23 protein-coding genes are annotated in these 23,357 nt (G+C 37.0%); 7 read left to right on the plus strand and 16 right to left on the minus strand.

Annotation, left to right across the window (positions count from 1 at the left end; all coding sequences use genetic code 11):
- Nucleotides 1-69 precede the first annotated feature (69 nt).
- The gene (locus WFN33_RS18045) at nt 70-450 is read left to right on the plus strand and encodes a hypothetical protein (protein ID WP_336954412.1); all 381 of its coding nucleotides are present in this window, start codon (nt 70-72) and stop codon (nt 448-450) included.
- Nucleotides 451-471: 21 nt separating this feature from the next.
- Entirely contained in the window at nt 472-1,056 is a 585-nt protein-coding gene (locus WFN33_RS18050) for a GAD-like domain-containing protein (RefSeq protein WP_336954413.1), read from the plus strand.
- Nucleotides 1,057-1,142: 86 nt separating this feature from the next.
- On the opposite strand, the gene WFN33_RS18055 is transcribed toward WFN33_RS18050, so the two are convergent.
- The 9 genes from WFN33_RS18055 to WFN33_RS18095 all read right to left on the minus strand — a co-directional run bounded on the left by WFN33_RS18055 (nt 1,143) and on the right by WFN33_RS18095 (nt 11,503).
- Complete coding sequence (locus WFN33_RS18055) at nt 1,143-1,586, minus strand: DUF2147 domain-containing protein (RefSeq protein WP_336954415.1); 444 nt, start codon at nt 1,584-1,586, stop codon at nt 1,143-1,145.
- A gap of 185 nt (nt 1,587-1,771) precedes the next feature.
- The gene (gene rtcA, locus WFN33_RS18060; protein WP_336954416.1) at nt 1,772-2,803 is read right to left on the minus strand and encodes an RNA 3'-terminal phosphate cyclase; all 1,032 of its coding nucleotides are present in this window, start codon (nt 2,801-2,803) and stop codon (nt 1,772-1,774) included.
- A 73-nt stretch (nt 2,804-2,876) separates the two neighbouring features.
- The gene (locus WFN33_RS18065; protein ID WP_336954480.1) at nt 2,877-2,987 is read right to left on the minus strand and encodes a CPCC family cysteine-rich protein; all 111 of its coding nucleotides are present in this window, start codon (nt 2,985-2,987) and stop codon (nt 2,877-2,879) included.
- A gap of 555 nt (nt 2,988-3,542) precedes the next feature.
- Nucleotides 3,543-4,004, minus strand: a complete 462-nt coding sequence (locus WFN33_RS18070) for a DIP1984 family protein (protein WP_336954417.1) — start codon at nt 4,002-4,004, stop codon at nt 3,543-3,545.
- A 26-nt stretch (nt 4,005-4,030) separates the two neighbouring features.
- Nucleotides 4,031-4,435, minus strand: coding sequence for a DUF7684 family protein (locus tag WFN33_RS18075; protein WP_336954419.1), 405 nt, complete (start codon nt 4,433-4,435; stop codon nt 4,031-4,033).
- Between the two features lie 432 nt (nt 4,436-4,867).
- A complete protein-coding gene (locus WFN33_RS18080) occupies nt 4,868-6,133 on the minus strand; it encodes an RtcB family protein (protein WP_336954481.1) in 1,266 nt (421 codons plus the stop codon).
- 722 nt (nt 6,134-6,855) lie between these two features.
- Complete coding sequence (locus WFN33_RS18085; RefSeq protein WP_224963817.1) at nt 6,856-7,137, minus strand: hypothetical protein; 282 nt, start codon at nt 7,135-7,137, stop codon at nt 6,856-6,858.
- Between the two features lie 1,166 nt (nt 7,138-8,303).
- Nucleotides 8,304-9,935 carry a TROVE domain-containing protein gene (locus WFN33_RS18090; RefSeq protein ID WP_336954420.1) on the minus strand — a complete coding sequence of 544 codons (1,632 nt, stop codon included), beginning with the start codon at nt 9,933-9,935 and terminating at the stop codon, nt 8,304-8,306.
- Between the two features lie 590 nt (nt 9,936-10,525).
- Nucleotides 10,526-11,503 (minus strand): ribonuclease Z, encoded by a 978-nt coding sequence (locus WFN33_RS18095; RefSeq protein ID WP_336954421.1) that lies wholly within the window; start codon nt 11,501-11,503, stop codon nt 10,526-10,528.
- 271 nt (nt 11,504-11,774) lie between these two features.
- On the opposite strand from WFN33_RS18095, the gene rtcR reads away from it, so the two are divergent.
- Nucleotides 11,775-13,376 (plus strand): RNA repair transcriptional activator RtcR, encoded by a 1,602-nt coding sequence (rtcR, locus tag WFN33_RS18100; protein ID WP_336954422.1) that lies wholly within the window; start codon nt 11,775-11,777, stop codon nt 13,374-13,376.
- Nucleotides 13,377-13,428: 52 nt separating this feature from the next.
- On the opposite strand, the gene WFN33_RS18105 is transcribed toward rtcR, so the two are convergent.
- The gene (locus WFN33_RS18105; protein WP_336954423.1) at nt 13,429-14,061 is read right to left on the minus strand and encodes an alpha/beta hydrolase; all 633 of its coding nucleotides are present in this window, start codon (nt 14,059-14,061) and stop codon (nt 13,429-13,431) included.
- Between the two features lie 124 nt (nt 14,062-14,185).
- Here WFN33_RS18105 and yaaA point away from each other — a divergent pair, with 124 nt between their 5' ends.
- The 3 genes from yaaA (at nt 14,186) to WFN33_RS18120 (ending at nt 16,971) form a co-directional block, all read left to right on the plus strand.
- A complete protein-coding gene (gene yaaA, locus WFN33_RS18110; protein WP_336954424.1) occupies nt 14,186-14,965 on the plus strand; it encodes a peroxide stress protein YaaA in 780 nt (259 codons plus the stop codon).
- A gap of 526 nt (nt 14,966-15,491) precedes the next feature.
- Nucleotides 15,492-16,124, plus strand: a complete 633-nt coding sequence (locus tag WFN33_RS18115; RefSeq protein ID WP_336954425.1) for an HD domain-containing protein — start codon at nt 15,492-15,494, stop codon at nt 16,122-16,124.
- Nucleotides 16,125-16,284: 160 nt separating this feature from the next.
- On the plus strand, nt 16,285-16,971 hold the full coding sequence (locus WFN33_RS18120; RefSeq protein ID WP_336954426.1) for a hypothetical protein: 687 nt from the start codon (nt 16,285-16,287) through the stop codon (nt 16,969-16,971).
- A 36-nt stretch (nt 16,972-17,007) separates the two neighbouring features.
- Here the strand turns inward: WFN33_RS18120 and WFN33_RS18125 are convergent, their stop codons facing one another.
- Together WFN33_RS18125 and WFN33_RS18130 are read right to left on the minus strand one after the other, a co-directional pair.
- A complete protein-coding gene (locus WFN33_RS18125) occupies nt 17,008-17,445 on the minus strand; it encodes a PaaI family thioesterase (RefSeq protein ID WP_004719280.1) in 438 nt (145 codons plus the stop codon).
- A 108-nt stretch (nt 17,446-17,553) separates the two neighbouring features.
- Nucleotides 17,554-17,799 (minus strand): hypothetical protein, encoded by a 246-nt coding sequence (locus WFN33_RS18130; RefSeq protein WP_336954427.1) that lies wholly within the window; start codon nt 17,797-17,799, stop codon nt 17,554-17,556.
- 166 nt (nt 17,800-17,965) lie between these two features.
- Here WFN33_RS18130 and WFN33_RS18135 point away from each other — a divergent pair, with 166 nt between their 5' ends.
- Nucleotides 17,966-18,385: a GFA family protein gene (locus WFN33_RS18135; protein WP_004719283.1), complete on the plus strand. Its 420-nt coding sequence runs from the start codon at nt 17,966-17,968 to the stop codon at nt 18,383-18,385.
- 108 nt (nt 18,386-18,493) lie between these two features.
- Here the strand turns inward: WFN33_RS18135 and WFN33_RS18140 are convergent, their stop codons facing one another.
- From WFN33_RS18140 to WFN33_RS18155, 4 genes are all read right to left on the minus strand, one after another.
- Nucleotides 18,494-20,506 carry a lipase family alpha/beta hydrolase gene (locus WFN33_RS18140; protein WP_336954429.1) on the minus strand — a complete coding sequence of 671 codons (2,013 nt, stop codon included), beginning with the start codon at nt 20,504-20,506 and terminating at the stop codon, nt 18,494-18,496.
- A gap of 101 nt (nt 20,507-20,607) precedes the next feature.
- A complete protein-coding gene (locus tag WFN33_RS18145; RefSeq protein WP_336954430.1) occupies nt 20,608-21,534 on the minus strand; it encodes an ABUW_2363 family tetratricopeptide repeat lipoprotein in 927 nt (308 codons plus the stop codon).
- 149 nt (nt 21,535-21,683) lie between these two features.
- A complete protein-coding gene (cysE, locus tag WFN33_RS18150) occupies nt 21,684-22,508 on the minus strand; it encodes a serine O-acetyltransferase (RefSeq protein WP_336954431.1) in 825 nt (274 codons plus the stop codon).
- On the minus strand, nt 22,508-23,341 hold the full coding sequence (locus WFN33_RS18155) for an RNA methyltransferase (RefSeq protein ID WP_336954433.1): 834 nt from the start codon (nt 23,339-23,341) through the stop codon (nt 22,508-22,510). The genes cysE and WFN33_RS18155 overlap by 1 nt, the downstream gene beginning before the upstream one ends.
- Nucleotides 23,342-23,357: the final 16 nt, after the last annotated feature.

A 23,357-nucleotide genomic window follows, 5' to 3' on the forward strand; every position in this document is an offset into this window, starting at 1 on the left:
ATGCTTGGCTGTTTTGTTTATATTGCTTATTCTAAAACCATACAACTATAAAGCCTTTTGGATGAAGCAATGAGAACATTACAATTTACAGCAAACTGTGAGAATCATAGTAACAGTCACAATCATGGTGAAAATGTATGTTATGTCACTCAGGAATACGTGACGACTTTGTTGTTAAAACAATTGTCTCAATATGGCTTTAAAGCGGAAACAACACACTCCGATGAAGACCTTGCTGTCAGCGTAGAAAATCATCCAATTGGTTTGGGGGTTAATTGTCATTTAAATGATCAAGGATTATTAACTTGTGAAATTTCAGCACATGCTGATGAAGAGCAAGCATGGTTTAAGAAGATTGCAACCCAGAGCATGATTAAGCAATTGGCAAATGCTGTAGAAAGTACATTAAAAGAAGATGATGCGTTTAGTGGATTTGAATGGAAAGTATAAGCAGGGCTAAAGAAGATACTTATGCAATTACAAACATTTATCAATAAATTTTCAGTAGATCAGGCGGGAAACACAGTAAGCCCTGAAACTGTAAAAAAATATCAAGCATATTTACCTGAAGCGCTCTTAGAGCTTTGGCAAAATCATGGTTTTGGCTTCTATGGTAATGGTTTGCTACAGATCATTAACCCTGAGCTTTATCAAGATGTACTTTGGGCATGGTTAATGAAAGATCAACCTGATATGACCCGATTACCCATTGCTATTTCGGCATTTGGTTTGGTGTTTTATTATCGTTTATTAAGCGAAGATGGCGATGAGGATGTATCCTTTATCGACCCGCACAACTCGGATATTGGGGTAACAGCTTGGTCATTAACAGATTTTTTTAATGACTGGATTTGTGATGATGAGATCATTGAGCAATTTTTAGAAAAATCAGCCTTAGTAAAGGCGCAAACTCAATATGGTAAATTAACTGATAATCAAATGTATTGTTATCTTCCTGCACTGAGATTGGGTGGGCGTGCCAGTGATCTCAATTTAGATAAGGGTGATGCTGCCACACATTTAGATTTTTTATATCAACTTGCTGTGAATAACTGATTTAAAAATCATTCAAAATAGATGCTTAGAAATGACAGTTTGATTGAGATAAAACTGTCATGTCTATTATGAATTAAATTATGCTATTACTCGACACGTAACCATGTTTGGCTACGACCTACTGCTGAAATACCTAAATATCCACGAAGAAATAGTTTCTTGCCATTTGGGCTGACTTTACCTTTTAAGCGATAGATTTTACCTGAAACTGGGTCAATAATTTTCCCATCAGTATAACTCACATGATCATCTGTCTTTAGCCCAGAGATTACCTGTAAGCCAATAATTGGCTTGTTGGTATAAGGTGCAGGGCAATTGGTGCAAAATTCTTTTGGAGTGTAGCCTGGGCGTGGTGTTGCTTTTAATGCTGTACCCGCATAAGTACCGTTACTTTGTTTTTCAATTTTAACCAGTCCCTTTGCTTCACCAGTTTTGTCATCGATATAACGCCAAGTTCCCACGATATCTTCTGCAAAAGTTGTCGATGTTAAAAATGCGATACATGCTGTCCCCAATAAAACTCTCATCATTTCCCTTATTCCTTAAGTGGGTATTTTTTACTTTAAAATCATACTTATTTAAGGCGTTGATTATATAATGAATAGTTGGGTCATTTATTTACATAATGTGCCAATAAGTATGAAATTTAAAATGAATTGGCACATAAAGATAAGCCATTGATGAGCTTGTAAACTGGATTTAGCATAGCTGAAGCTTATGTGCTGACACTCACCTTAAAAATATCATTGATTGCTTCAAAGTGAATTTCACAATCTAAGAATTTTTGAATCATTTCAGCTTGTGTCGAGGTGTGTTCACTGACAACTTGAGCAGTAAACTCACCACCTTTACCTAAAGCTAAAGGTAATAAAAGTTGGTCTGCTAGATATTCGTCAGCCACAGCATCGCAAGCTAAAAAGGATTTAACTTCTTTGGCTAAATCATGCGCTACTTTTTCTGCACTTTTCTTCATTTCACCTAACGCAGAAAATACTTGTTGATGGTGTTGGTAATTTAACACCACAAAAGCTGTATTCCCTTGACTAATCCCTTGAAAATTTAGTCTATTACGTTGGCTTAAGCTCAATTTGTTATGTAAGACTTCCAGTTCACGATCCGCAATATTCTGTTGAATATTTAAGGCAGCGGCATAGCCACGTATTTCCAGTAATTTGCCTTTATTTAATACTGAATATTCAAGCTTATCTATCCAAGGATAAGTTGTAATATTGATTTGACCCGCACCAATTGGAAAGAAACCAGCACGTTCACATTCAAAATCAACCTTTATTCCAATTTTATGAAGAGCAGGTAGAAAACAAGACTCTATGAAATCTGCAGTCGGTGCCATTGGATTATGTGTTCCGCCGTGGATACTGATTTGACTGATTTCATTTTGCATCATCAGTGCAGGCAGTAGTGTTTGTAAAACCAATACTGTGCTACCCGCTGAACCAATATGAAAATCATATTTACCTGCCTGAACTTGTTGGGGCTGAAAATATAATTTTTGTGAATGTAGTTCAGCACCTTCCACAATGGCATTACTGATGCGTTGTGATGCTTGTACACAGACTAAATGCTGTCGCATTAAGCCCGGCTTTTTGCGCCCTGCACGAATATTCACAAGCTCAAATGGAATACCCGTTAACATAGACAATGAAAGGGCAGTTCTTAAAATTTGCCCTCCACCTTCGCCTTGTGAGCCATCAATTTGGATGGTTTTATTTTTTACTAATGTGTTCATTTTGTTCTTCATCATTTTTTTCTAAATCATTCGGTTTTCGAACATGTTTTAAAAATCGTAATTCACTTAAACTCTATTGATAATTATCTTGTGCTTCTACTAATGAGATTGCATTTGCGCCACTTTTTGAATTCGGATGAATATTTTGTACAGGATTGTCTTCCCAAAAACAAATTGGACAAATCTCAAAGTCAAAATTACCTAGAGGCTAATCTTTAGTGTAATGATGACAACAAGAACAAGGGTAATTCATTAAAATTCCTAAAAGGGGTGAACATACTGTCAGTGCATGGTGATGCTCGGTGCATTGTAACTTTGTTTTCACAAAGGTTGGCCTTGTACGTAGTGATGGGTTGATTTGTGCTTAAAGTTTTAAGCTAACCCGCTCGCTCATCAAGCCACTACACCTTATTTTCAATCCTGTGTTGTGGAGGTAGGGGATCTTGCACTCGCCCAGTATGTTCGGGTGATCTCAAATGACGAATCACTTGAGAAAAGGTCAAATATATTGTCAGTACGTGGTAATGCTGTGTAAATAGTCACTCTGATTCACAAAGGTTTAAGTGCTGATAGGTGATGGATTTGATTAGTGCGTTTCCGCTCTAAATCCGCTTCGCTGTCATTACCCAAAAATGATGCTGACTTTTATTTCAATCTATGCAGCCTTAGATCTTGTACTCGCCCAATATATTTCGAGATCTGATAGGGTAAGCCCTATCAAAGCTTTTAAATGATGGCTTTAAACGTCAAGTAAATCAACTTGCCAATTGGTGGCTTGTATCAATACATTCAAGTCGCGTAATTTGGCACTAATATCATCGGATTGTTTTTGCAATGATGATACTCGAATGACCTTATGCCATTTGATTTCACGTGTACTATAGCGATCAGGCTCACGTTGTGTATTGCTGATAGCAGACGTTAAAATTTTATGACGCTCTACAAGCTCATCACGTTGAGTAAGTAAAGCCAATAATGAACGACCATCTGTTAATTTTGCCAAAGCATTGGTTTGATGAATGGCATAAACAAGTTTTTGGGATTCTTGAGTTAATGCAAATACTTGCTTTAATAACTCATTTGGATCCTCGGATGGCTCATCACCGTCTTGTACCAATACGTTTGCATTGATACGTTGTTTTAATGAAGCGAGTTTCTTTTGTTGATCGCTTCGTAATAAAAGTGCTTCTGCAAGTTTCATTTTATTTTCCTTATCGCTTTTAATAGTCAATAAATATTTAACACAACGATTTCATATAAAGTTTGCTGGGGTAAAGTATCAATTGGGATTGATCCGGCAAATTCGATAACATCTTCTAAAGTTTGATTTTCATGCCAAGTGGTCATGAAATTATAATCATCGTCTTTAGGTAGATCATAATTACAAAATTCTAAATAAGAATAATCCAATGCATCATCCCAAATTGAACATTCATGGCTCCAAGCTAAAGCCCAATAGCATTGTTTAGATTTTACAATCCAATCACTGCATTGATTGCGCCAATCATTAGTTACATTGTTGTTATGTATTGCTAGCACAACAATGTATGGCTCTTGTGGTAATTCAAGATGGATTGCTTGATTAGCCAAAAGATCGTAATGACTGATCTTGATTTGTTTAGAGCGATCCATTGGCATTACTCACATTCAATTAGGAGGAATTTGTGAAAGACAAAAGCTTTATGATATATAAGTCCTTTTTCAATCCATACATCATATGAAAAAGAGTGAATATTTCGTTGTAAGGCTATAATCTCATTTCTCCAGATACAAATATCTCCATGCTTTATCTGTTTGGACTCACTCAAATACCGTTGTAAAACCAAAGTTTTTTTAAAGGGATCACTTAATCTTTTAAATTGATAAGCAACCATATAGTAAAGCAGATACTTAAAATAATTCTGCTTATTGCATTTGTGGTCTACTGCGAGTTCCAAAAAAAGTAATAATTCATCTTTCCAGACCAAGTATAAATCCCATTCAGTCGTAGGCAGATATGTATCCGAAAATGCCCATGCTCGAATTTCAGTTATGCTCGGATTGGAGATGTTGGTTATCACTATATTATCCCTTTACACAAACAACCTGACTTAAGGTATAAACCACTTCCACCAAATCACTTTGTGCTTTCATCACATCTTCAATTGGCTTATACGCAGATGGAATCTCATCAATCACGGCTGCATCTTTACGGCATTCCACACCTTTGGTTTGTTCAATCTGATCTTCCACAGTAAACAACTTTTTTGCCGCAGTACGGCTATGTACACGACCAGCCCCATGCGAACATGAACAGAAAGACTCCTGATTTCCCTTACCTTTGACAATAAAAGACTTGGTACCCATTGAACCCGGAATAATTCCATACTCACCCAAACGGGCACGTACAGCACCTTTACGTGTTACCAGTACTTCCTGACCAAAGTGTTCTTCTTTATCCACATAATTATGGTGGCAATTAACGGCTTCAACTTTGGCATTAAATGGTTTGTTGATGATGATTCGTAAAGCTTGAACCGCTGCTTCCATCATTAACTCACGGTTTTTCATGGCAAATCGTTGTGCCCAACCCACTGCAAACCAATAATCATCAAAGTGTTCAGTCCCTTCCACTAAATAAGCTAAATCTTTATCAGGCAGATTAATAAAGTGCTTTTGCATATCTTTACGTGCAAGCTCAATAAAGTGGTTACCAATCGCATTTCCAACACCACGAGAACCTGAGTGCAACATAATCCATACTTGTTGATGCTCATCTAAACAGACTTCAACAAAATGGTTTCCTGTTCCCAAAGTACCCAACTGTTTATGGTTGTTGGTATTTTTCAAACGGGGATGCTTGGCACAGATATATTCAAAATCAGTCACCAACTCAGCCCAAGCCTGATCAACACGTGCAGTAGGTGTATCCCATGAACCTTGGTCACGACGACCACGACCTTTGGTCATACCATGCGGAATTAAACGTTCAAGTTCGGTACGCAGTGCGTATAAGTTATCTGGTAAATCTGATGCGCTTAGCGAAGTACGTGCAGCCATCATTCCACAGCCAATATCTACACCGACCGCAGCAGGGATGATTGCGCCTTTGGTTGGAATTACACTTCCAATCGTTGCTCCGATTCCTACATGTACATCTGGCATTACTGCCATCCATTTATAAATAAAAGGCATTTGTGCTGTTTTTAATAATTGGTCTTTCGATTTCTCATCGACAGGGACACCTTTGGTCCACATTTTTATAGGAACACCTTTAGCATCCTGAATTACGTTATAAGTACGTTCCTGCGCTAAGGAAGTTTGTTTTTCGATTTGTTCTGTGACTAACATCGTCATTGCTTTGATCCTTTTCAAAACCTGCCTGCCAAGCGGTTGCAGGCAGGTGATATTTATATACATCTCATGATGTATGCTCTATATATTGCAGAGAGTGTGCCAACTTTGTTTTTTAATTGATTTTGGTTTATAAGATATTGATTTTTAATAAATAGATAAATTTAAATTTTATTTAAAATGTATATTTTAAAAAAACTATGCTAATTTAAATATTATTTTAGATAGTAATTTATCTATTTTTATATTTTAAATGAAATATAAAACAACCAATTCCTAGACATAATAAGAAAAGTAGGCTAAAACCAATTGAAAAGATGAGGCTTATTTTAGAGCCTTGTAAATAGGCAAATAAAGTGATTGAAAATATTAGGCTATAAATACTACTAAGGAAATATCTTCCGCAATGTGGTGCAAATTTAGTTGTAAAATAGCCGAGCCAAATAGCTATTGGGAATGTTGATATAATTGAAAAATAATAAATTTTTGAGCAGGTTGGGATATCTTCTTGCTGGAAACCGCAACCCAAAGTGAGTGAAAGCAAAAAAATGACGTAGAAGAAAAATAAGAATATAAAAATTACTAAAGGAAATAAGAGGAAAGCAAACCAAGTACGCATTGTTATTATTCAGGATATTTATCATGTTACAGATTATAGTATGAAATCTAGTTTGGGAGAATTTCTTCTCCCAAACTAGATTTGATGAAATTTGTGAATCTTAATTTTTGTTCATATCCCATATCGTATTATCATCAGTTGGTTGATAATGTTCTTCGATATGGATTTTTAACCTCAGTGCGAGAGGATCATCTTCTAGGATTTGACTATGCCCATGTAAAAGTTTCAGTTCGCTTTTTTTACGACTTTTACTTGGCGGTTTTTCATGATAGTTCTGGCATTTCTTATACCAGTGGTTAGTTTCTAAATAGTACTTTTTGACTCTTAGTTTCTCTAAAGCAAGATCAAGATTGTTATCGTCAACAATAACTTGTATAGACATGATTTGCGTTTTACAGACTGACACCTGTCTTTGGTTTTAAGTTGGACTCCAAGCTAGCAAATTTTTTGTTGATTCACAAGCATCGCTTTTAAACATGATAAGTTTAAAAAGAAAAGCAGCCACAAACGTTAAGATTGGATATTGTGAGTGAACACGATAGGAGGGTTTAAACCCTGCACTAAGGCGTTACCATGTAATCCAATTTATATTCGTGACTGCTTATCGTGTAAATCTATTTATTATAATGAGAGTACATCAACAAAAGGCTGAAGACAGTCGTGGCTCTACCAACTGAGCTACTGTATCTTGTTATACAGGGTGGTATCGAAGCACCGACAAACGCGTAATGTAGTCCTCAAAGCATTTGATCTACTTTCATTATTGCTTATACAAGATCAAAAAAGTTGGTGTTGGATATGTGCAGTACCCGAAATACTGTGCGTGAGATCGTGATGTAATCCAACAGGCATTTGATCGTTTAAACATAGGTCAAAGCCCATCAACAAATTTGATTATAAGACAAACAATTCACCGCTTTTGCTTTAAGCGACTGTATGTATATACAGCAGAGGAATCTAACCTCTGATCTGTGAATTCTAATGTAGTCCTATGCGTATTTGATGGACTGATGACCCCAGTATATTTTCATATACTGCCCTACAAGTGAATCAACAAGTTTTTCAAAGACGTTCGTGCCTTACCGCTTGGCGACCATCATCGAAATGATGGGGTGGATTCGAACCACCGATGACGTCAATTTTAAGATGTAGTCCTTGAAGCATTTGATTCTTTTACTGCTTTGCATAAACAAAATGTTAAAGACGTTTCGTTGCTCTATCCAACTGAGCTACTTTTCAAACTTGCAAAAGCGTGAAAAGGGTGGATTTGAACCACCGACCTACGCATTAAAGATGTAGTCCTTAACGCATTTTATGCGATGTATTTTGCCAACAAAGGTGTCGATAAAACATCAATTATTCAAAGTAATGTAGTTCTATCTGCATTTGGCAATTTCTTACTTAGCACAACAATTAAATATAGAAACAGCATAATCTTGAAATGTAGTTCCTATGGCATTTGTGCTTTTTATCTAACCCAGTCTTATCAAGTGTGGACATTGTTAAATGTAAACACTTGAAGAGACTCGATCAAATTTGTTTATACATTCAACTTGCATAAAGCTGAGTTTGTGTAATATCTATTTTTTCAATTTCGTTTACCCAATGATCTGCATGCATTTCATTTTTGGCAAAACTTTCAATCAGTTGAAATACCGTATCGGAAAACCCACCGACATTCATCACATCGCTATGTTCAGGCATTTGCGTAGTGGTATAGGGTTGCAGATCAACACACACCAGTTTTGCATCTGGGTTATGCTGTTTTAGCTGTTTCCAATAATGCATCATCCCGGTTTTTCGGTGTGATCTTGGAACTTGATCTGCCCATGATTCATTATCAGAGAAGAAAATTACCATATCAACTTTGGCATTTTCTTTCACTAACAGTTCCAAAGGCTTAGAGCAATCAGTTCCTCCACCACACATGCTGGCAAACTTTTTAGCCAAACCAAAAATATCAATTTCTGAATTTTGCTGTTTTCCAAAATGTTTTCGTTTTAAATATTCCTGTACTTTGCTGAAATTGGATAATTGACGAACTTCAGTATCAAACGGCATCAAACGAATATTTGGATTTACATATTTAAATGCACTAGCAAATAATGCAGCAGCATCTACGCAACGTAACTGAGAGGTTGCACCCTGACGATAACCTGTCACAGAACTTGACATCGAACCGGAAACATCAATCGCAATCACCACATTTCCTTCAAGTTTCGGTACATTGGCGATGGCACGCTGCATAGCAAACTTTAGCGCATTGGCAATTTCATGTGGCATATCCTCTGCAAGTGCTGACCAAGCCATTATCAATTGATATGGAAATACTCGACTTTTGGCTATGGCTTGCTCATCCATCAATTTATCGGCAATGATTTTTGTCATTCCTTTGATTTTAAAAACATCATGGCGTAAGAAGGTATTTAAGTTCATACGTAGCATTTGCCAAGAACCATTTTTTGCAATTTCGGCCCATTGTTTCGCATTCAAATTTAAATTGGTTAGAAGCTGCATCGGTACTTTAGGTACTTGTGTTGCTGTTCCCAATCGAAACTCTTCCAATGCCTGCACTTGAGTCGGTAATTGGACAAGTTGGTATTCTTTTCCTAAGACATAGGCAAAAAAAGCATCGTGTTGAACTGTCTTTGGTTTTGGATGAGTCATTTTTAACACATCGGCAAGTGAAGGGCTGTTTCCAATATTGGCCGCAATCAATTGTTGATCCGATGCTGAAAGAATCCATTTATTGACCATACGTTTCGGTAATGAACCTAATGACTTACGACCAATCATTCCAGAGCGCATGATTTGAACAAAATTTCTCAACTGTTTTCCATTATCAATAATCAAAGGAAAAACTTGCTTAAATAATTCTGCATCAAGTTCAGAAAGTAAAGCCAATAACACTACAGGTGTATCTTTCATATGTGCCTTTTGGCGTGCATAAATTGCAGTTTTAGCCACAAATTCAGGCTCTACTTCAAGCGCTAGGTTTAGAATATTATCAAGTTGCACTTGTGCATTTTGATAAAAGGTCTGATTCAGTGTACCTGTTGCAGCAAGCTGCGCTAATGCGGCACGAGATTTTAATTTATATGCGCGACCACCAGCTTCGTTGTATTCAATGGTTTTTGGTTTTGCCTGTTGTTTAGAGGCAAAAATTGTCTTGTTCGCCATGACAGCATCCTCAAGTGATTTTTTAATTTCTTGAGATAGATATTGCAGAGAGTGTGCCAAGTTTTGTTTTGGAATGAAATTTTATTTTTAAGTGGCTGATTTTATAAGTTTAAAAATTTAAAAGTTCAGTGGTTATTTGTTTTTAAATTTAAAAGGTATAAAATAAAATATCTTTATTTATAGATTTTTATCTTTATTTCTATTTTTAAAATAAAAATCAATGAGCCTAATGTTGTGCAAATAAAAAAGGACACTAACTCCAGCTAAAAGCAAAGTTAGTTGGGATATAGTCAACCTATTAAAAACTCAGGCACAAAAAGATGTTTTTTTTAATTCATATTTTTAATTAAATTAATTGCATGGCGGAATAAACTATTTGAATATAAAAAGCTTACACTGCCACACCTTTTGAAGATGAGGCCAAACCTTGCGCTGCAAACAAAGCTGAGCTTTGTTTTGCTCATGTTGGGCGAGGGATAGATCCTGTACCCAGCGTTCCTACACAATGGGCGATATCCATATCTCCACACGATAGAACGACCATCTATGATTCAATAATATTGCATAGCGTTAAATTGAAGTTGGGAAAATTACTTTTCCCTGGGTTTCCCAGTGCGAAACTGTGTTAATTCGCCATGCATATTTAGTTCATACTGATCAAAATCATCAGCAATGTAAAAATTGCCATGATAGTACTGGGCAATTTCATTACCAATGCTTTGCACACCTTGTGCATCGTGGTAACGGGCACTGAGATGCGTTGCAATTAAATTGGATAGCTGAATCGATTCTGCAAACTCAGCGACCATTTTCGCAGAACTGTGCATTGGGCCTGCGCCTACTTTGTCTAATATCGATTGAGTATAGGTTGTTTCATGAATCAGCAGTGCTGCATCCTGACAAGCGTTCGATAGTAATTCTGGCTGATCGTTATCTCCACCGACAATGGCATAAACACTTTGAGTGTTTTGAATGAGAACATCTTGACTTAAGACGGACTGCCCATTCCACTCAATATTTTGACCTTGTTGTAGATCACCCCATAGTTTACCTTTTGGAATTTTGAGTTGATTTAAAACCTCAACATTGAGTTTGCGCTGAGTTTGTGTCGCTTTAAAGCCATAAGCATAACTTGTCACACGGTGGTGTAAGTGATGAACGTTAATGGAAATATGCTCATCCAATTGAAAGGGATTCGTCAAAGTATTTACATCGATAAAATGTATTGGATAAGGCAGAAAAAGTTCAGTGAATTGACAGGTAACTTCTAACCATTGCTGAATTTCTTTGGGTGCAATCAGCGTGATTGGATCTTTACGTGCATTCATACCAGCACTTGCCAGTAAACCCATCAAGCCATAACAATGATCGCCGTGTACATGCGTAATGCAAATGGCTTTTAAATGTTGTAAAGAGAGTTTTGCTTGTTGAATACGATGCTGTGTACCTTCGCCTGCATCAACCAATATCCAGTCTTTGCTTTTGCAATAATGAATCGCTAAACCTGACACATTGCGTGTTAATGTGGGCACACCAGAGGATGTCCCTAAGAATGTAAACTGTAACATGAGGAATTAAAACCTATTGAATATTTAAAATGTTTTCTATGATTGTTTTTACAACAAAGCAGGGTGGATTCCATCAAAAAGTGTCGAATCAGACGGTGATGGGAGAAGTGAGTAAAAGCTTTGTACATCAATAGTATAGTCGCATTATATTCAAAAGAGAAACTGAGATTTTTAAAATATTAAAAATGACGGTATAAACAGTATTTGATTTTTGACAAAATAAAACTATGCTTTAAGCAAGATATATAAAATTTTATAGATTTATAGAAATATGCAAAAATTTAAAAAAACAGTCGTGATTGGTTTTGTGGGTTCAACTTTAGATCAAGGGAAAAAACTTGATCGCTGGCAACGCTGGCGTCCCACCATGAGTTTGTTGATGCATGAAGATTTAGTGGTTGATGAGCTGGTTTTATTGCATGATCGCCGAAATGTCAGCTTAATTGATCATTTGCGACAAGATGCTTTAGAAATTTCACCGCAAACCCAAATTACTGGCCATAAGATGAATATCCGTGATCCCTGGGATTTTTCAGATATGTATGGTGCATTATATGACTTTGTAAAATCATATTCTTTTGATACTGAGAACAATCATTATTTATTACATATCACCACAGGTACTCATGTTGCGCAAATATGTTGGTATTTATTGGTTGATGCGCATTATTTACCAGCCAAACTCATTCAAAGTGCACCTACAGGTAAACAACAACCCGAGGGTGAATATCGGATTATAGATTTAGATTTATCTCGATATGCGGCATTAACCCAGCGGTTTGAACATGAACAATCTGAAAATTGGCAGCAGTTAAAAGCCAATATTGCCACGAAGAACCAAAACTTTAATCAAATGATTCAAGAAGTGGAATTGGTTGCAACACGCTCAAGTGCGCCAATTTTGATTATGGGTGCAACAGGGGTTGGTAAGTCGCATTTAGCCAAGCAAATTTATCAATTGAAAAAGGAAAAATTTCATTTTTCAGGACGCTTTATTGATGTGAACTGCGCAACACTGGTTGGTGATAGTGCGATGTCGACATTATTTGGTCATAGTAAAGGTGCATTTACAGGCGCTATTGCAGCACGTACGGGTTATTTGAAAAGTGCGGATAATGGCATTTTATTCCTCGATGAAATCGGCGAGCTAGGGTTGGATGAGCAAGCCATGTTGCTCAAGGCCTTGGAGGATAAGTCATTCTTTCCTGTAGGAAGTGATAAAGAGGTTCAGGCTGACTTTCAGTTGATTGCAGGAACCAATCGAGATTTACGTGAGGAAGTCCGTGCAGGGCGGTTCCGTGAAGATCTATGGGCTCGCTTAAATACATGGACCTTCTTTTTACCGAGCTTAAAAGATCGCGTAGAAGATATTGAACCGAATATCACCTTTGAATTACAACGTTTTGCTGTTGCGCATCAACGGCAGTTGCGTTTTCATACCGACGCCTTAGAAAAATATTTAAAATTTGCGCAATCTTTAGACGCCAGTTGGCAAGGGAATTTTCGTGATTTAACTGCAAGCGTGACACGTATGGCGACTTTAGCCAATGGTGAGCGTATTGGTTTACATGAAGTAAATGCTGAGATTGGCCGACTACAACAAATTTGGAATATTGCTGAAAATAAAGATACTTTAACGCAATCGTCACTGATGAAAATTTTAAGTGCTGAACAAGTGGCGCAGATTGATGAGTTTGATCGTATTCAATTGCAGGGGGTGATTGAGGTTTGCCAAAAATCGAAATCCATGGCCGATGCTGGACGGCGTTTATTTTCTGTATCTCGCGAGCAAAGACAAACCACCAACGACAGTGATCGCGTGAAAAAGTATTTGGCGAAATTTGGTTTGAGTTGGGATGATGTGAACGGATAAATAAAGTGACTCATTCACCTTATTTATCCTAGAATTCTTTTTAAATTCAGATTTATGGCACAAGAAGAAAACGCGAAATTGCGATTCTTAACTGCTTTAAATAACCTGTAAAGAAATGGTTTGCGCCTGGCAATACTGTAATTAAATGGCGCTGAGGTTTTGCCCATTCAAGCAAATCAGAGAGTTTAGTCGTCGGATCTGCTTCACCATGTACAAACAGGATATCGCCTTTAATGGCTGGGGTAACATAATGACGCAGACCATCTACAGTGGATGTTGGTAAACCACATAAGATCACTTGTTGCGGTTTAATTTCATCAGGTAGCGCATGATAGGCTTTTGCCATTACATGTGCACCAAAACTAAAACCGCCAACGTAGAAAGGTAGACTTTTGTGTAATTGTCTAACGTATCTAATGACCTCTAGAATATCTTCAGTTTCAGCAAAGCCTTCGTCATGGATTCCATCGCTTTGTCCAGAACCACGAAAACTTGGGCGATAGACCACACAACCCTGTTCAGAGAGGATTTGTGCAAGTAAAGCAGGAACTTTATGTTGAGGTGTACCACCTTGCAGTGGGTGAGGATGACAAACGACAGCAAAACCTTTTACTTCGCCCACAGGATAGTCAACAAAAACTTCAATTTTGCCAACCGAACCTTGAATGAACAGTTGTTCGGACATAATTTAAACGATCATAAGCAGGGAAGTGCGATAGTTTACCGATTCTGTTCACAGAAAACATGAATTGGAATTAAAATATCCCGACTGTTATAGTTTGATTAGTTATTTTTTGATCAGGAAGACCATGCTCGCCTTAATTTCCCCTGCTAAGACGCTCGATTACCAGTCAGCACTCCCGACCGATACGCACACTCTACCAAGACTGCTGGATCAATCTCAACAGCTTATAGACCTAAGTCGTAAACTCTCCGCTTCAGATATTGCCAGTTTGATGAGTGTCAGTGAAAAAATTGCCAATCTCAATGCGGAGCGTTTTCGTGACTGGAATGCTGACTTTAGTTTTGCCAACGCGCGACAAGCAATTTTTGCATTTAAAGGCGATGTTTATACAGGTCTGGATGCATATAGTTTGTCGCAAGACGATCTCAATTTTGCGCAAGATCATTTACGCAGCTTATCTGGCCTATATGGCTTATTACGTCCTCTTGATTTAATGATGCCGTATCGTTTGGAAATGGGAATAAAACTTGCCAATACCCGTGGTCATAATCTTTATGAATTTTGGGGGGATCGAATTACCGATTTGATCAATCAGGATTTGCAACAAAGCGGCTCAACGTTATTGGTCAATATTGCTTCTGATGAATACTATAAATCGGTCAAGGAAGCAAAAATTCAGGCTGATATTATTAAACCAGTATTCTTAGACCAAAAGAATGGTAAATATAAGGTGATCAGCTTCTATGCTAAAAAAGCGCGTGGCTTAATGGCTCGATACATCATTCAAAATCAATTGAAAAAAATGGAAGATCTTAAATCCTTTAATACCGATGGTTATTATTTTGACGCCGAGAGTTCATTGAAAGGTGAACTGGTATTTAAGCGTGATGAGCAAGTTGCTTGAGTTTTTAAAGCGTTTAATGTATTGAAAGAGAGTTGGCTTGCTTTAAGCCAGCTCTTTTTCAAAAATAGTATATTTATGACCAAGCTAATTTACCGCTTTGATTTAAACAAAATTAAACACATCTTTAATTAAATCAATTATTTGATGATAAAAATATAGCACTGCCACACCTTACATTTAATGTTTAAATAGCTTTGCGTAGGCGATGCCTCACTTTTCGCAGGGATTGCCAAACCTTGCGCTGCAAACAAAGCAGTGCTTTGTTTTTGCTCATGTTGTGCGAGGGGTACGTCCTTTTACCCCCGCCCCACGGTAGGATCACCATCTATGCTTCAAAAGCACAAAAAAAGCTTCATTTTTGATCAATGACTTGATAGAAATCACTTATATGAATAATTAGCTGGTTTGACTATGTAATGATCTGCTGGTCTTTCGGTGATTTGTTCATGTGTAAACTCATCACCAAACATGGGATAACAGCCAAAAATGTTGTATTAATATATAAAGTCTTAGATGTTCTATAAATATGATCATAGCTAAAACAGAAATTTACCTCAAACCATTCAATCAGTATTGGGCTGAATTTGCGAATCAGATAGCAATCGAAAAAGAGCAGTGTATTTTTTTACAGCAGTTGCTTGTTGCTGCTTATACTGAGCCACAACGTCATTATCATACGGTTCAACATATTGTTGAATGCCTTGAGTTATTTCATCAAGTAAAAGCGCAATTGAATGATCCTATTGCTGTTGAGCTGGCAATTTGGTTTCATGATGCCGTTTATAATCCACAAGCAAAAGATAATGAACAACAAAGTGCTTACTTAATGCAAAAGCATTGTACGAATATTTTAACGCAATCAGTCTTAAACAAAGTTTCTCAATGGATCATTGCAACACAAGAACATCAGCCGTCTAATCAACATGATTTAAATTATTTACTTGATATCGATTTGGCAATTTTGGCTAGCCCCCCTGAACGTTTTGCAGAATATGAACAGCAAATTCAACAAGAATATGCATGGGTTGATACTGAAATCTATAAAGTCAAAAGAGCAGAAGTTTTACAGCATTTTTATCAAATGCAACCTTTGTATCAGACTGAATATTTTAGAAATCATTTTGAGCAAAATGCGAAAGTAAATTTGTCAAAATTTTAAAGGTGAATCTAGATCAGCATAGAAATCGTTATTATTCGGTTTTTTATAGATTTGTTGATTTCATTTTTATAGTTAAATCTCATATCATTAAGTACTTACTCCATTATTAAACCTTACATAAAATTTTACATCAAACCCTATTTATATTTAGGAAAATATTTTGAACATCATTAATATTTTGAGTTTATCAGGACTTGTTTTCTTAAGTGCTTGCTCTCAGCAAAATTCTCAGAATGCAGCTCAAGTAGAGTCTACGAAAAAAGTTGCGATTGCAGCAGATAATGACAAAGTTGAGAGTGCAAAAGTTGATACAGGAAAGGCAAGCAGTGAGATTGAAGTCGAAATTCCTATAACTATTACTGAAGCAAAAATAGAGCGAAAATCTAAAACGTTAAGTTATCCTGATGAGCTTATACAGCAGGTAAAAGATGCACAGAAACATTGTAAGCAAGCTGTAGCGGTTGATATGAAAGATGTTGTTACGGTTGTGGATTTAATTGGGGATGATCAGCCAGAATATATTTATGAACCTGACTCAATTCGGTGTGTTGAAGATGGTGTATTTAGAGGGCATGGGGGAGATCAGCTGGTGATCTACCAATCTAAAGATCATAAAACCATACAAGAAATTTTTAACAGTGCGGTATTTTCTTATCAGATTATCAATAATCAAGCCAAAGCTATCGTTCAAGTTGACGTTGGTGGGGGATACTGTGGGCAAAACATGGCAGAAATTAGCCGTGCAGAAGCAATCAATTGTAAGCGTAATTTGGAATGGGATGAGAGCCTAAAACAGTTGAAGATGGGTAAGATGTATGTTGATGAACCGAAGGCTAATGCTGAATAAGTGCTATTCAATATAAATAGCACTCTAAGCAGTCAATTATGTACGAATAATCATACAGGTCGCTGTTGCATGTGCATATAATTTGCCATCTTCATCGACCAATTTCCCTTCAGAAATGGCAAGACTTTTACTTAAATTAATCAACTGTCCAATAGCAAATAATTGCTTATTTTGAGGTACAGGGCGGCACATTTTTACATTTAAATCGATAGTGCCATAACCTACGCCTGCTTCTAGGGTGGTATGTACTGCACAACCTGTTGCTGAGTCTAAAACTGTTGCTGCAAAACCGCCATGTACGCCGCCTAAAGGATTTAAATGACGTTGGTCCGCTTTGACTTTAAAACTTGCATGACCATGCGAAATTTCATGTAAATCCATCGGGATGGTTTCACTAATCGATGCTCTAGGAATTTGTCCAGCAACCATTGCTTGTAGAAATTCAAGCCCTGTCATTTCTTTTGGGTGTTTCATATATTTATCCTTTATATAGGGTTCTAAAAGAGAACTTAAAGTAAAATATGATGTTGGGGGATTTACTGTCAAACTTTTTATTGAATTTGAACGATTGAGTTGATCTTTTTAATGTTCAAAATCGTAGAATTTTTCAATATGGTTGGATTGATGAATGATTTTTAAATCAATTCTTTCACCCGTTGCCCACGTGGCAATCGATGCTTGTAAGTCGACATCAATAATATCGAGCTCTTTACATAAGGTCTGATCAGTTTCAATCACAATGAATTGAGGTGATTGTGTCTTTAGGCACTTTGCAATATACCGTTGAATATTTTGGAGCTGATAAACATCTATAATTTTATAACGCATACTTTTCCAAATATTATATTTAAATTGTTGTATTGACTAATTTAGAGTGAATCATTTCGCTTTTCAATTAAAAAACATGGATATGATAAAAAATATCTGTTTCACTATAATTTCACTACATCATCGTAGTATCTTTGTGGAAAATTTATAAAACAAGGAAATCATTATGAAAGGGCAATGTGTTTGTGGGGCAACAACTTTTACGGTTGAATTAAAAAATCATGATGTTCATGCGTGTCATTGTTCAATTTGCAGAAGACAAACGAGCGGTGTAATTATGACGATTGATGTCGAACAGGGCAGTTTACAGTTTACTCAAGATGAGCACTTAAGTATTTATAATTCTTCTGATTGGGGCGAGCGAGGCTTTTGTAACTGCTGTGGCACAAATTTATTTTGGCGGACTAAAGACCAGAGTTATTGCAATATCAATGCATTTGCATTGGATCAACAGCCTCAAGATATAAAATTCGATATGGAAATTTTTATAGACAATAAGCCTGAGTTTTATGCTTTTAACAATGAGACAAAAAAACTAACCGAAGCAGATGTAATCGCGCTTTTTGCAGGAACCACTGATTTATAAATAAGTTATTCACTGATTCGGATAAGACCTTAGATTTTTATAAAACCAATAATCCTATGCCAGCCAATTTAAGATTGACTGGCATTTTTATGTGCTTGGACGCTGAGTTTAAGGTTTATAAAGCCCAAGCTCAGTCAAATGTAATCTTAAAATCCGTCTAAGTTCCAATACCGCTTCAGGTGTCTCTTGGATTGAATGGCCACCCTTGATAATTTTCTCAGATACTGCGCCGTCTAAATGTGAGCTGGTATATGGAACGATTCCATCCGTCATGACGTTAGGATCAGTGCTATTGGTGATATTCCCCATAATTGAATGATAGATCATGTCTTTCTTTGGCATAACGTTTTCAGTCAATTTGGTGAAGTTTGAGCTATGGCTTAAGTCACTTGGACCATTTTGAATCAGTCCATGCCCAACATCTTTTAAAAAGTTTTTTGCATTTAAATCACGATCATCAATAGAGTCAGCTAAAGCCCCCAAGAATGCGCCTGGCAACTTAATAATTCGACGAGCAGCTAAAGTGAACCAGCGATCAGCAAATGCAGTGCCACGATGTGGTGCTGAAATAAAAATAGCACGATCAAAATTAGGTATAGATTGAATAGTCAAACGAGATTTGAACATTGGATCATCTTTAAATTTATCAAATTTACGATTGTTCAACATCTTTAAGGCTGGTTGTGTCAGATTGGCATCACTGACGAGTAAGCGCGCAATAATCCCGCCCATACTATGCCCAATCAACACAGCATCTTTAGCAGAAGCAGAATTTTGATTAATTGAAGCAAAACCTTGATTAATGATGGCATTGATCTGAAAACGGCTTTCTAAGATCGGCATATTGGTGGAATAAAAGACCTGCCAAACTTGATAGTGCTCACGTAATACATTGTCGCCCATAATATCATTGGTTAAACGAATCCAAGCTTCCGGGCTACTGGCGAGACCATGTACCAAAACAATCACTTTCTTATTTGGGTTGTATGGTTCAAGCATATACAAATGAGGCATAGTCAGGCTTTGATCGCGATCAATTAAGCTCAGATAAGCCGCAATACCTAAATTATTTTGAGCCAGCCATAGACCATAGGGCGCTGAAAAGTTTGCCGCAAGCGGGTATTGTTTGCCACCAATTTTTAAATTTTCAATGCTATAAGGATCATAAACATTCAGTTGAAAATTTGGGTTATGTAAGATGTTTTGTAGTGATTCCTTTGAATTTTCAGGTTGTGCTACAATACTGACCGATAAATAACGTGGTTGATGAATGTTGGGATTCATGCCATTTTTGTATTTATAATCAAATGGATTTACAATATATTTGTTTTCTTCAGGTGCTGTGGTGTTGGGTAAAATTGCAACAAATTCTGCACCGAAACCGTCTCTACGGTTGATTGAGCGTAACCCTGAGAAGTTTAAGTTATAGCTCGAAACAAGATCCTCAAGTTCAATCTGAGCCAGTGCAGGATAGCCATTAAAATTAATACGATAAGTGCTTTTGCCAACTTTAATTTGTTTTGCTACTTTTTGGTTTTTATTTCTTAGGGCATATGTCGAAATCAGTTTAGCTAATGCTTGATTATAAAAGTCACGTATCTGAACTTGTCGGTTATTAAAAATACGGTCTTGGGGTTGGCGTTCAGTTTTAAATAAATAGGCATAACTATAGCGGATGCTATTATCTAACATCACCATCTGCTGATCTAAACATTGCTCATAGTTTTTTTGGGAGGATTGTTGCTTGTCAGTGGATTGATGTTTAGAAAAAAGACTGACTTTACAATCTGATGAGTCGCCCAGATTGATTGCTTTGGTTAAGTAAATTTCACTTGCGGTCGAAAGTAGTTGTTCATCTTGAATCTGTGGGATTTCAGCTAAATCTGCCACACATTTTTCGGGTTCATCTGTACATGATTTGGCTTCTCGTCCAGTCATTGACAAAACATTTAAGCTGGCTTCACTCATTTTTGAACGTGTCAAAATGCTGTCACGTTCATTGGCAATAGTTACATTAACCTTTTGATTTTTTACACTGACAACTTGGCATCCGGATAAAATCAATGGACAAATTGCCAGAGCACAAAGCAAAATATTGTTTTTTGAGTATTGCATAATCATTAACTAGATCAATCTTTGTCTGAATCATACGTGAGTTTTATTCAATTGATAAACAAAAAAAATAGACTGAATGTTCAGTCTATTTTTTATATTTTATAAATTTATTTTGCCTGTGCTGGGTTTTTTAATACCTGCCAAACGTTGTAACGACCTTGTTTTTCAATTTCTTCAATTAAACGATCTGCAACTTCAGCTTCTTCTGGGTATTTCACTTTATAATTTTTCAAGGTTTGGATTGCATTTTTCTTTTGCTCCATACCAATAAAGTTATTTGCAGAAGATAAATAGGCTTCTTGAACACCTTGTTTGATAGCTTTATCTAAATATGGGATGGCTTCTTTTTGACCGCCACCCTCTGATAAAGAGAAACCAAACCACAAGTTTGCTTCAGCATCATCTTTGTTGATTTTAAGAATACGTTGAGCATATTCTAGTGATTTAGTTGTATAAGATGAACCAAGGTCAAGGTTACGGCCCAAAATACTTGCTTTAAATGCACGAATCAAAATATCAAAAGAAGCATTTGGTGCAGCGGCTAATTGGTCAAGCTGAGTAGAGACTTCTTTTAACTTACCCTCAAAGCCTTTACGCTCTTTACGGTCACTAAATTGTGGTGGGTAATGGCGTGCTTTACCTTCAACCATTTGCAAGAAATCATCAATAGCAGTGATGTCAATTTCATTGTTTTCCGCAAGTACTGCATACTTCATAGCACGTTGTGAGCTATTCACTGTAGGTACAATTAGTTTATTGGTATCTAAAATGATTTTTTGGTTTGGATTTGCTGGATCAGTAACTTCAAGTTTGTTTACAGGTTGAGCCGATGCTTTTTTTAACTCCAACTCAAAAACAGGTGGTTGAGAGTAATCGAAAGGGTTTAGTGCATAGAACGGAGGAGACAATTCAGGCTCAGTATAAATAAAAGGCTCGTTTACATCTACTTTGTTTTGTTGCTTGATGGGTGTTGTTGAACACGCCGTAAGTACTGAAGCTGCGAGTAATGCATATGCCAAAGGCTTAATCGTCATGTGTTTCTTCCATTAATTTATATTAAAAAACGTGCATGGGCATCAGTCTATGAAAAGACGTCTGAACATGCAACTTGATTTGGTTCGTATTATTAAAAATTATACATTACAGTCTATTGACACTTCATTTTGTGAAGTATTAAGCAACCTTATGCTTTCGATGAATGGTTTTGCGCCTCACATTCACGTCTAACTTCTTCAATGATTTTGATTTCATCTTCACTCAAAGGCTGCTCAATATTGTGTTGTAAATTGAACGTTGGGTCTAAAATTGATAAACGCTGGCACAAAATATTGAGGCGCTTTTCATTTTGTTCTAAGCGATCTAATAGAACACGCATACCATCAAGCATAGGATCGGATTGTTCTGGTACAGCTGCATAGGCTTGAAATTCTGTATTTTCAATAACACTGCTCATTTCTTCTGGACAACTTGGTTCAGGTGTTGAGATGATTTCTTTATCTTTGCTAATAAAGCGAGCAGGATTACCTACCGCCGTGACACCATCCGGTACAGCTTTTGTCACCACAGCATTTGAACCTACTTTAGCATTTTTACCCACCACAAAAGGGCCTAGGATTTTTGCACCTGCGCCCACCACAACACCGTCAGCTAAAGTAGGATGACGTTTACCTTTATTCCATGTTGTGCCACCTAAAGTCACTCCATGATACAGGGTGACATCATCACCAATTTCTGCTGTCTCACCAATTACCACACCCATGCCATGATCGATAAAAAAGCGTTTACCTATTTTAGCGCCAGGATGAATCTCAATACCTGTTGCAAAACGACTAAAAGAAGACAAAATACGCGCTGAAGTTTTACAATCTTTTTCCCATAATTCATGGGCAACACGATGCATGATTAATGCATGTATCCCAGGATATGTGGTTAAAACTTCAAATGTATTACGCGCAGCAGGATCTCGCGCAAATACAGCTTGGATATCTTCTTTAAGCTGTTTTAGCATTAGTTTTGATCCTCATCTTTTGACTTTTTCCATGTACCATTATTTAAGGCTTGAACTCGACTAAAAATGCCTCTTAATAAATGATATTCCATCTTATCTAATTGTATACGCCCAAATAATCGGCGCAAGCGTAAAGGCAGTAAACGTGGGTTTTTAGGGTCTAAAAACTCGATTTCAGCCAACATTTTTTCAATATGCGGATAAAACTGTTCCATTTGTTCGTGTGTGACCAAAGGTTCATCCCAGTGCATATCTTCTGAATCTGTTACACGCATCATCGCTTCAGTATCCAGTTTCTTATCAGCCAGTTCTAACGTTGCCATACGCATTTCATAGCACAGCACTTGAATTGCTTGAGCGACATTTAACACGCCATAATCACTATTTACTGGGACTGTAACGTGAAAGTTTGCCAGTGCAAGCTCTTCATTGGTTAAACCACGATCTTCACGACCGAAGACAATAGCGATTTCTTGCTGGTGTTGAATAACCGCTTGCATTGATTTTTGAGCCGCAGGGCGTGCATCAAGCAAAGGCCACGGAATGGTGCGACTACGCGCACTGGTTCCAAATACAATATGGCAATCTTTAATGGCATTTTCTAAGCTGTCGACAATTTCTATTTGCTCGATCAGATCTGCTGCACCAGCTGCCAACGCATCTATATCTGGGTGAGGGTAGGTTTTAGGCGCAACAAGCACAAGTTTAGTTAAGCCCATTGTTTTCATCGCACGTAAAGCACTTCCAATATTGGCAGGAAGTGTGGTATTGACCATGACAATACGTACATGACTTAAATGCTGTGAAATCACAGCATTGTCGAAAATATCCATGAATATTCCAAAATAT

Source organism: Acinetobacter sp. AS167 (assembly GCF_037152175.1).
GTDB lineage: Bacteria > Pseudomonadota > Gammaproteobacteria > Pseudomonadales > Moraxellaceae > Acinetobacter.

Bases quoted from the DNA above. Each gene is read 5' to 3' on its own strand.
- WFN33_RS18045 (WP_336954412.1), top strand. From the start codon at position 70: ATGAGAACATTACAATTTACAGCAAACTGTGAGAATCATAGTAACAGT.
- WFN33_RS18050 (WP_336954413.1), top strand. From the start codon at position 472: ATGCAATTACAAACATTTATCAATAAATTTTCAGTAGATCAGGCGGGA.
- WFN33_RS18055 (WP_336954415.1), bottom strand. From the start codon at position 1,586: ATGATGAGAGTTTTATTGGGGACAGCATGTATCGCATTTTTAACATCG.
- rtcA (WP_336954416.1), bottom strand. From the start codon at position 2,803: ATGAACACATTAGTAAAAAATAAAACCATCCAAATTGATGGCTCACAA.
- WFN33_RS18070 (WP_336954417.1), bottom strand. From the start codon at position 4,004: ATGAAACTTGCAGAAGCACTTTTATTACGAAGCGATCAACAAAAGAAA.
- WFN33_RS18075 (WP_336954419.1), bottom strand. From the start codon at position 4,435: ATGGATCGCTCTAAACAAATCAAGATCAGTCATTACGATCTTTTGGCT.
- WFN33_RS18080 (WP_336954481.1), bottom strand. From the start codon at position 6,133: ATGTTAGTCACAGAACAAATCGAAAAACAAACTTCCTTAGCGCAGGAA.
- WFN33_RS18085 (WP_224963817.1), bottom strand. From the start codon at position 7,137: ATGTCTATACAAGTTATTGTTGACGATAACAATCTTGATCTTGCTTTA.
- WFN33_RS18090 (WP_336954420.1), bottom strand. From the start codon at position 9,935: ATGGCGAACAAGACAATTTTTGCCTCTAAACAACAGGCAAAACCAAAA.
- WFN33_RS18095 (WP_336954421.1), bottom strand. From the start codon at position 11,503: ATGTTACAGTTTACATTCTTAGGGACATCCTCTGGTGTGCCCACATTA.
- rtcR (WP_336954422.1), top strand. From the start codon at position 11,775: ATGCAAAAATTTAAAAAAACAGTCGTGATTGGTTTTGTGGGTTCAACT.
- WFN33_RS18105 (WP_336954423.1), bottom strand. From the start codon at position 14,061: ATGTCCGAACAACTGTTCATTCAAGGTTCGGTTGGCAAAATTGAAGTT.
- yaaA (WP_336954424.1), top strand. From the start codon at position 14,186: ATGCTCGCCTTAATTTCCCCTGCTAAGACGCTCGATTACCAGTCAGCA.
- WFN33_RS18115 (WP_336954425.1), top strand. From the start codon at position 15,492: ATGATCATAGCTAAAACAGAAATTTACCTCAAACCATTCAATCAGTAT.
- WFN33_RS18125 (WP_004719280.1), bottom strand. From the start codon at position 17,445: ATGAAACACCCAAAAGAAATGACAGGGCTTGAATTTCTACAAGCAATG.
- WFN33_RS18130 (WP_336954427.1), bottom strand. From the start codon at position 17,799: ATGCGTTATAAAATTATAGATGTTTATCAGCTCCAAAATATTCAACGG.
- WFN33_RS18135 (WP_004719283.1), top strand. From the start codon at position 17,966: ATGAAAGGGCAATGTGTTTGTGGGGCAACAACTTTTACGGTTGAATTA.
- WFN33_RS18140 (WP_336954429.1), bottom strand. From the start codon at position 20,506: ATGATTATGCAATACTCAAAAAACAATATTTTGCTTTGTGCTCTGGCA.
- WFN33_RS18145 (WP_336954430.1), bottom strand. From the start codon at position 21,534: ATGACGATTAAGCCTTTGGCATATGCATTACTCGCAGCTTCAGTACTT.
- cysE (WP_336954431.1), bottom strand. From the start codon at position 22,508: ATGCTAAAACAGCTTAAAGAAGATATCCAAGCTGTATTTGCGCGAGAT.
- WFN33_RS18155 (WP_336954433.1), bottom strand. From the start codon at position 23,341: ATGGATATTTTCGACAATGCTGTGATTTCACAGCATTTAAGTCATGTA.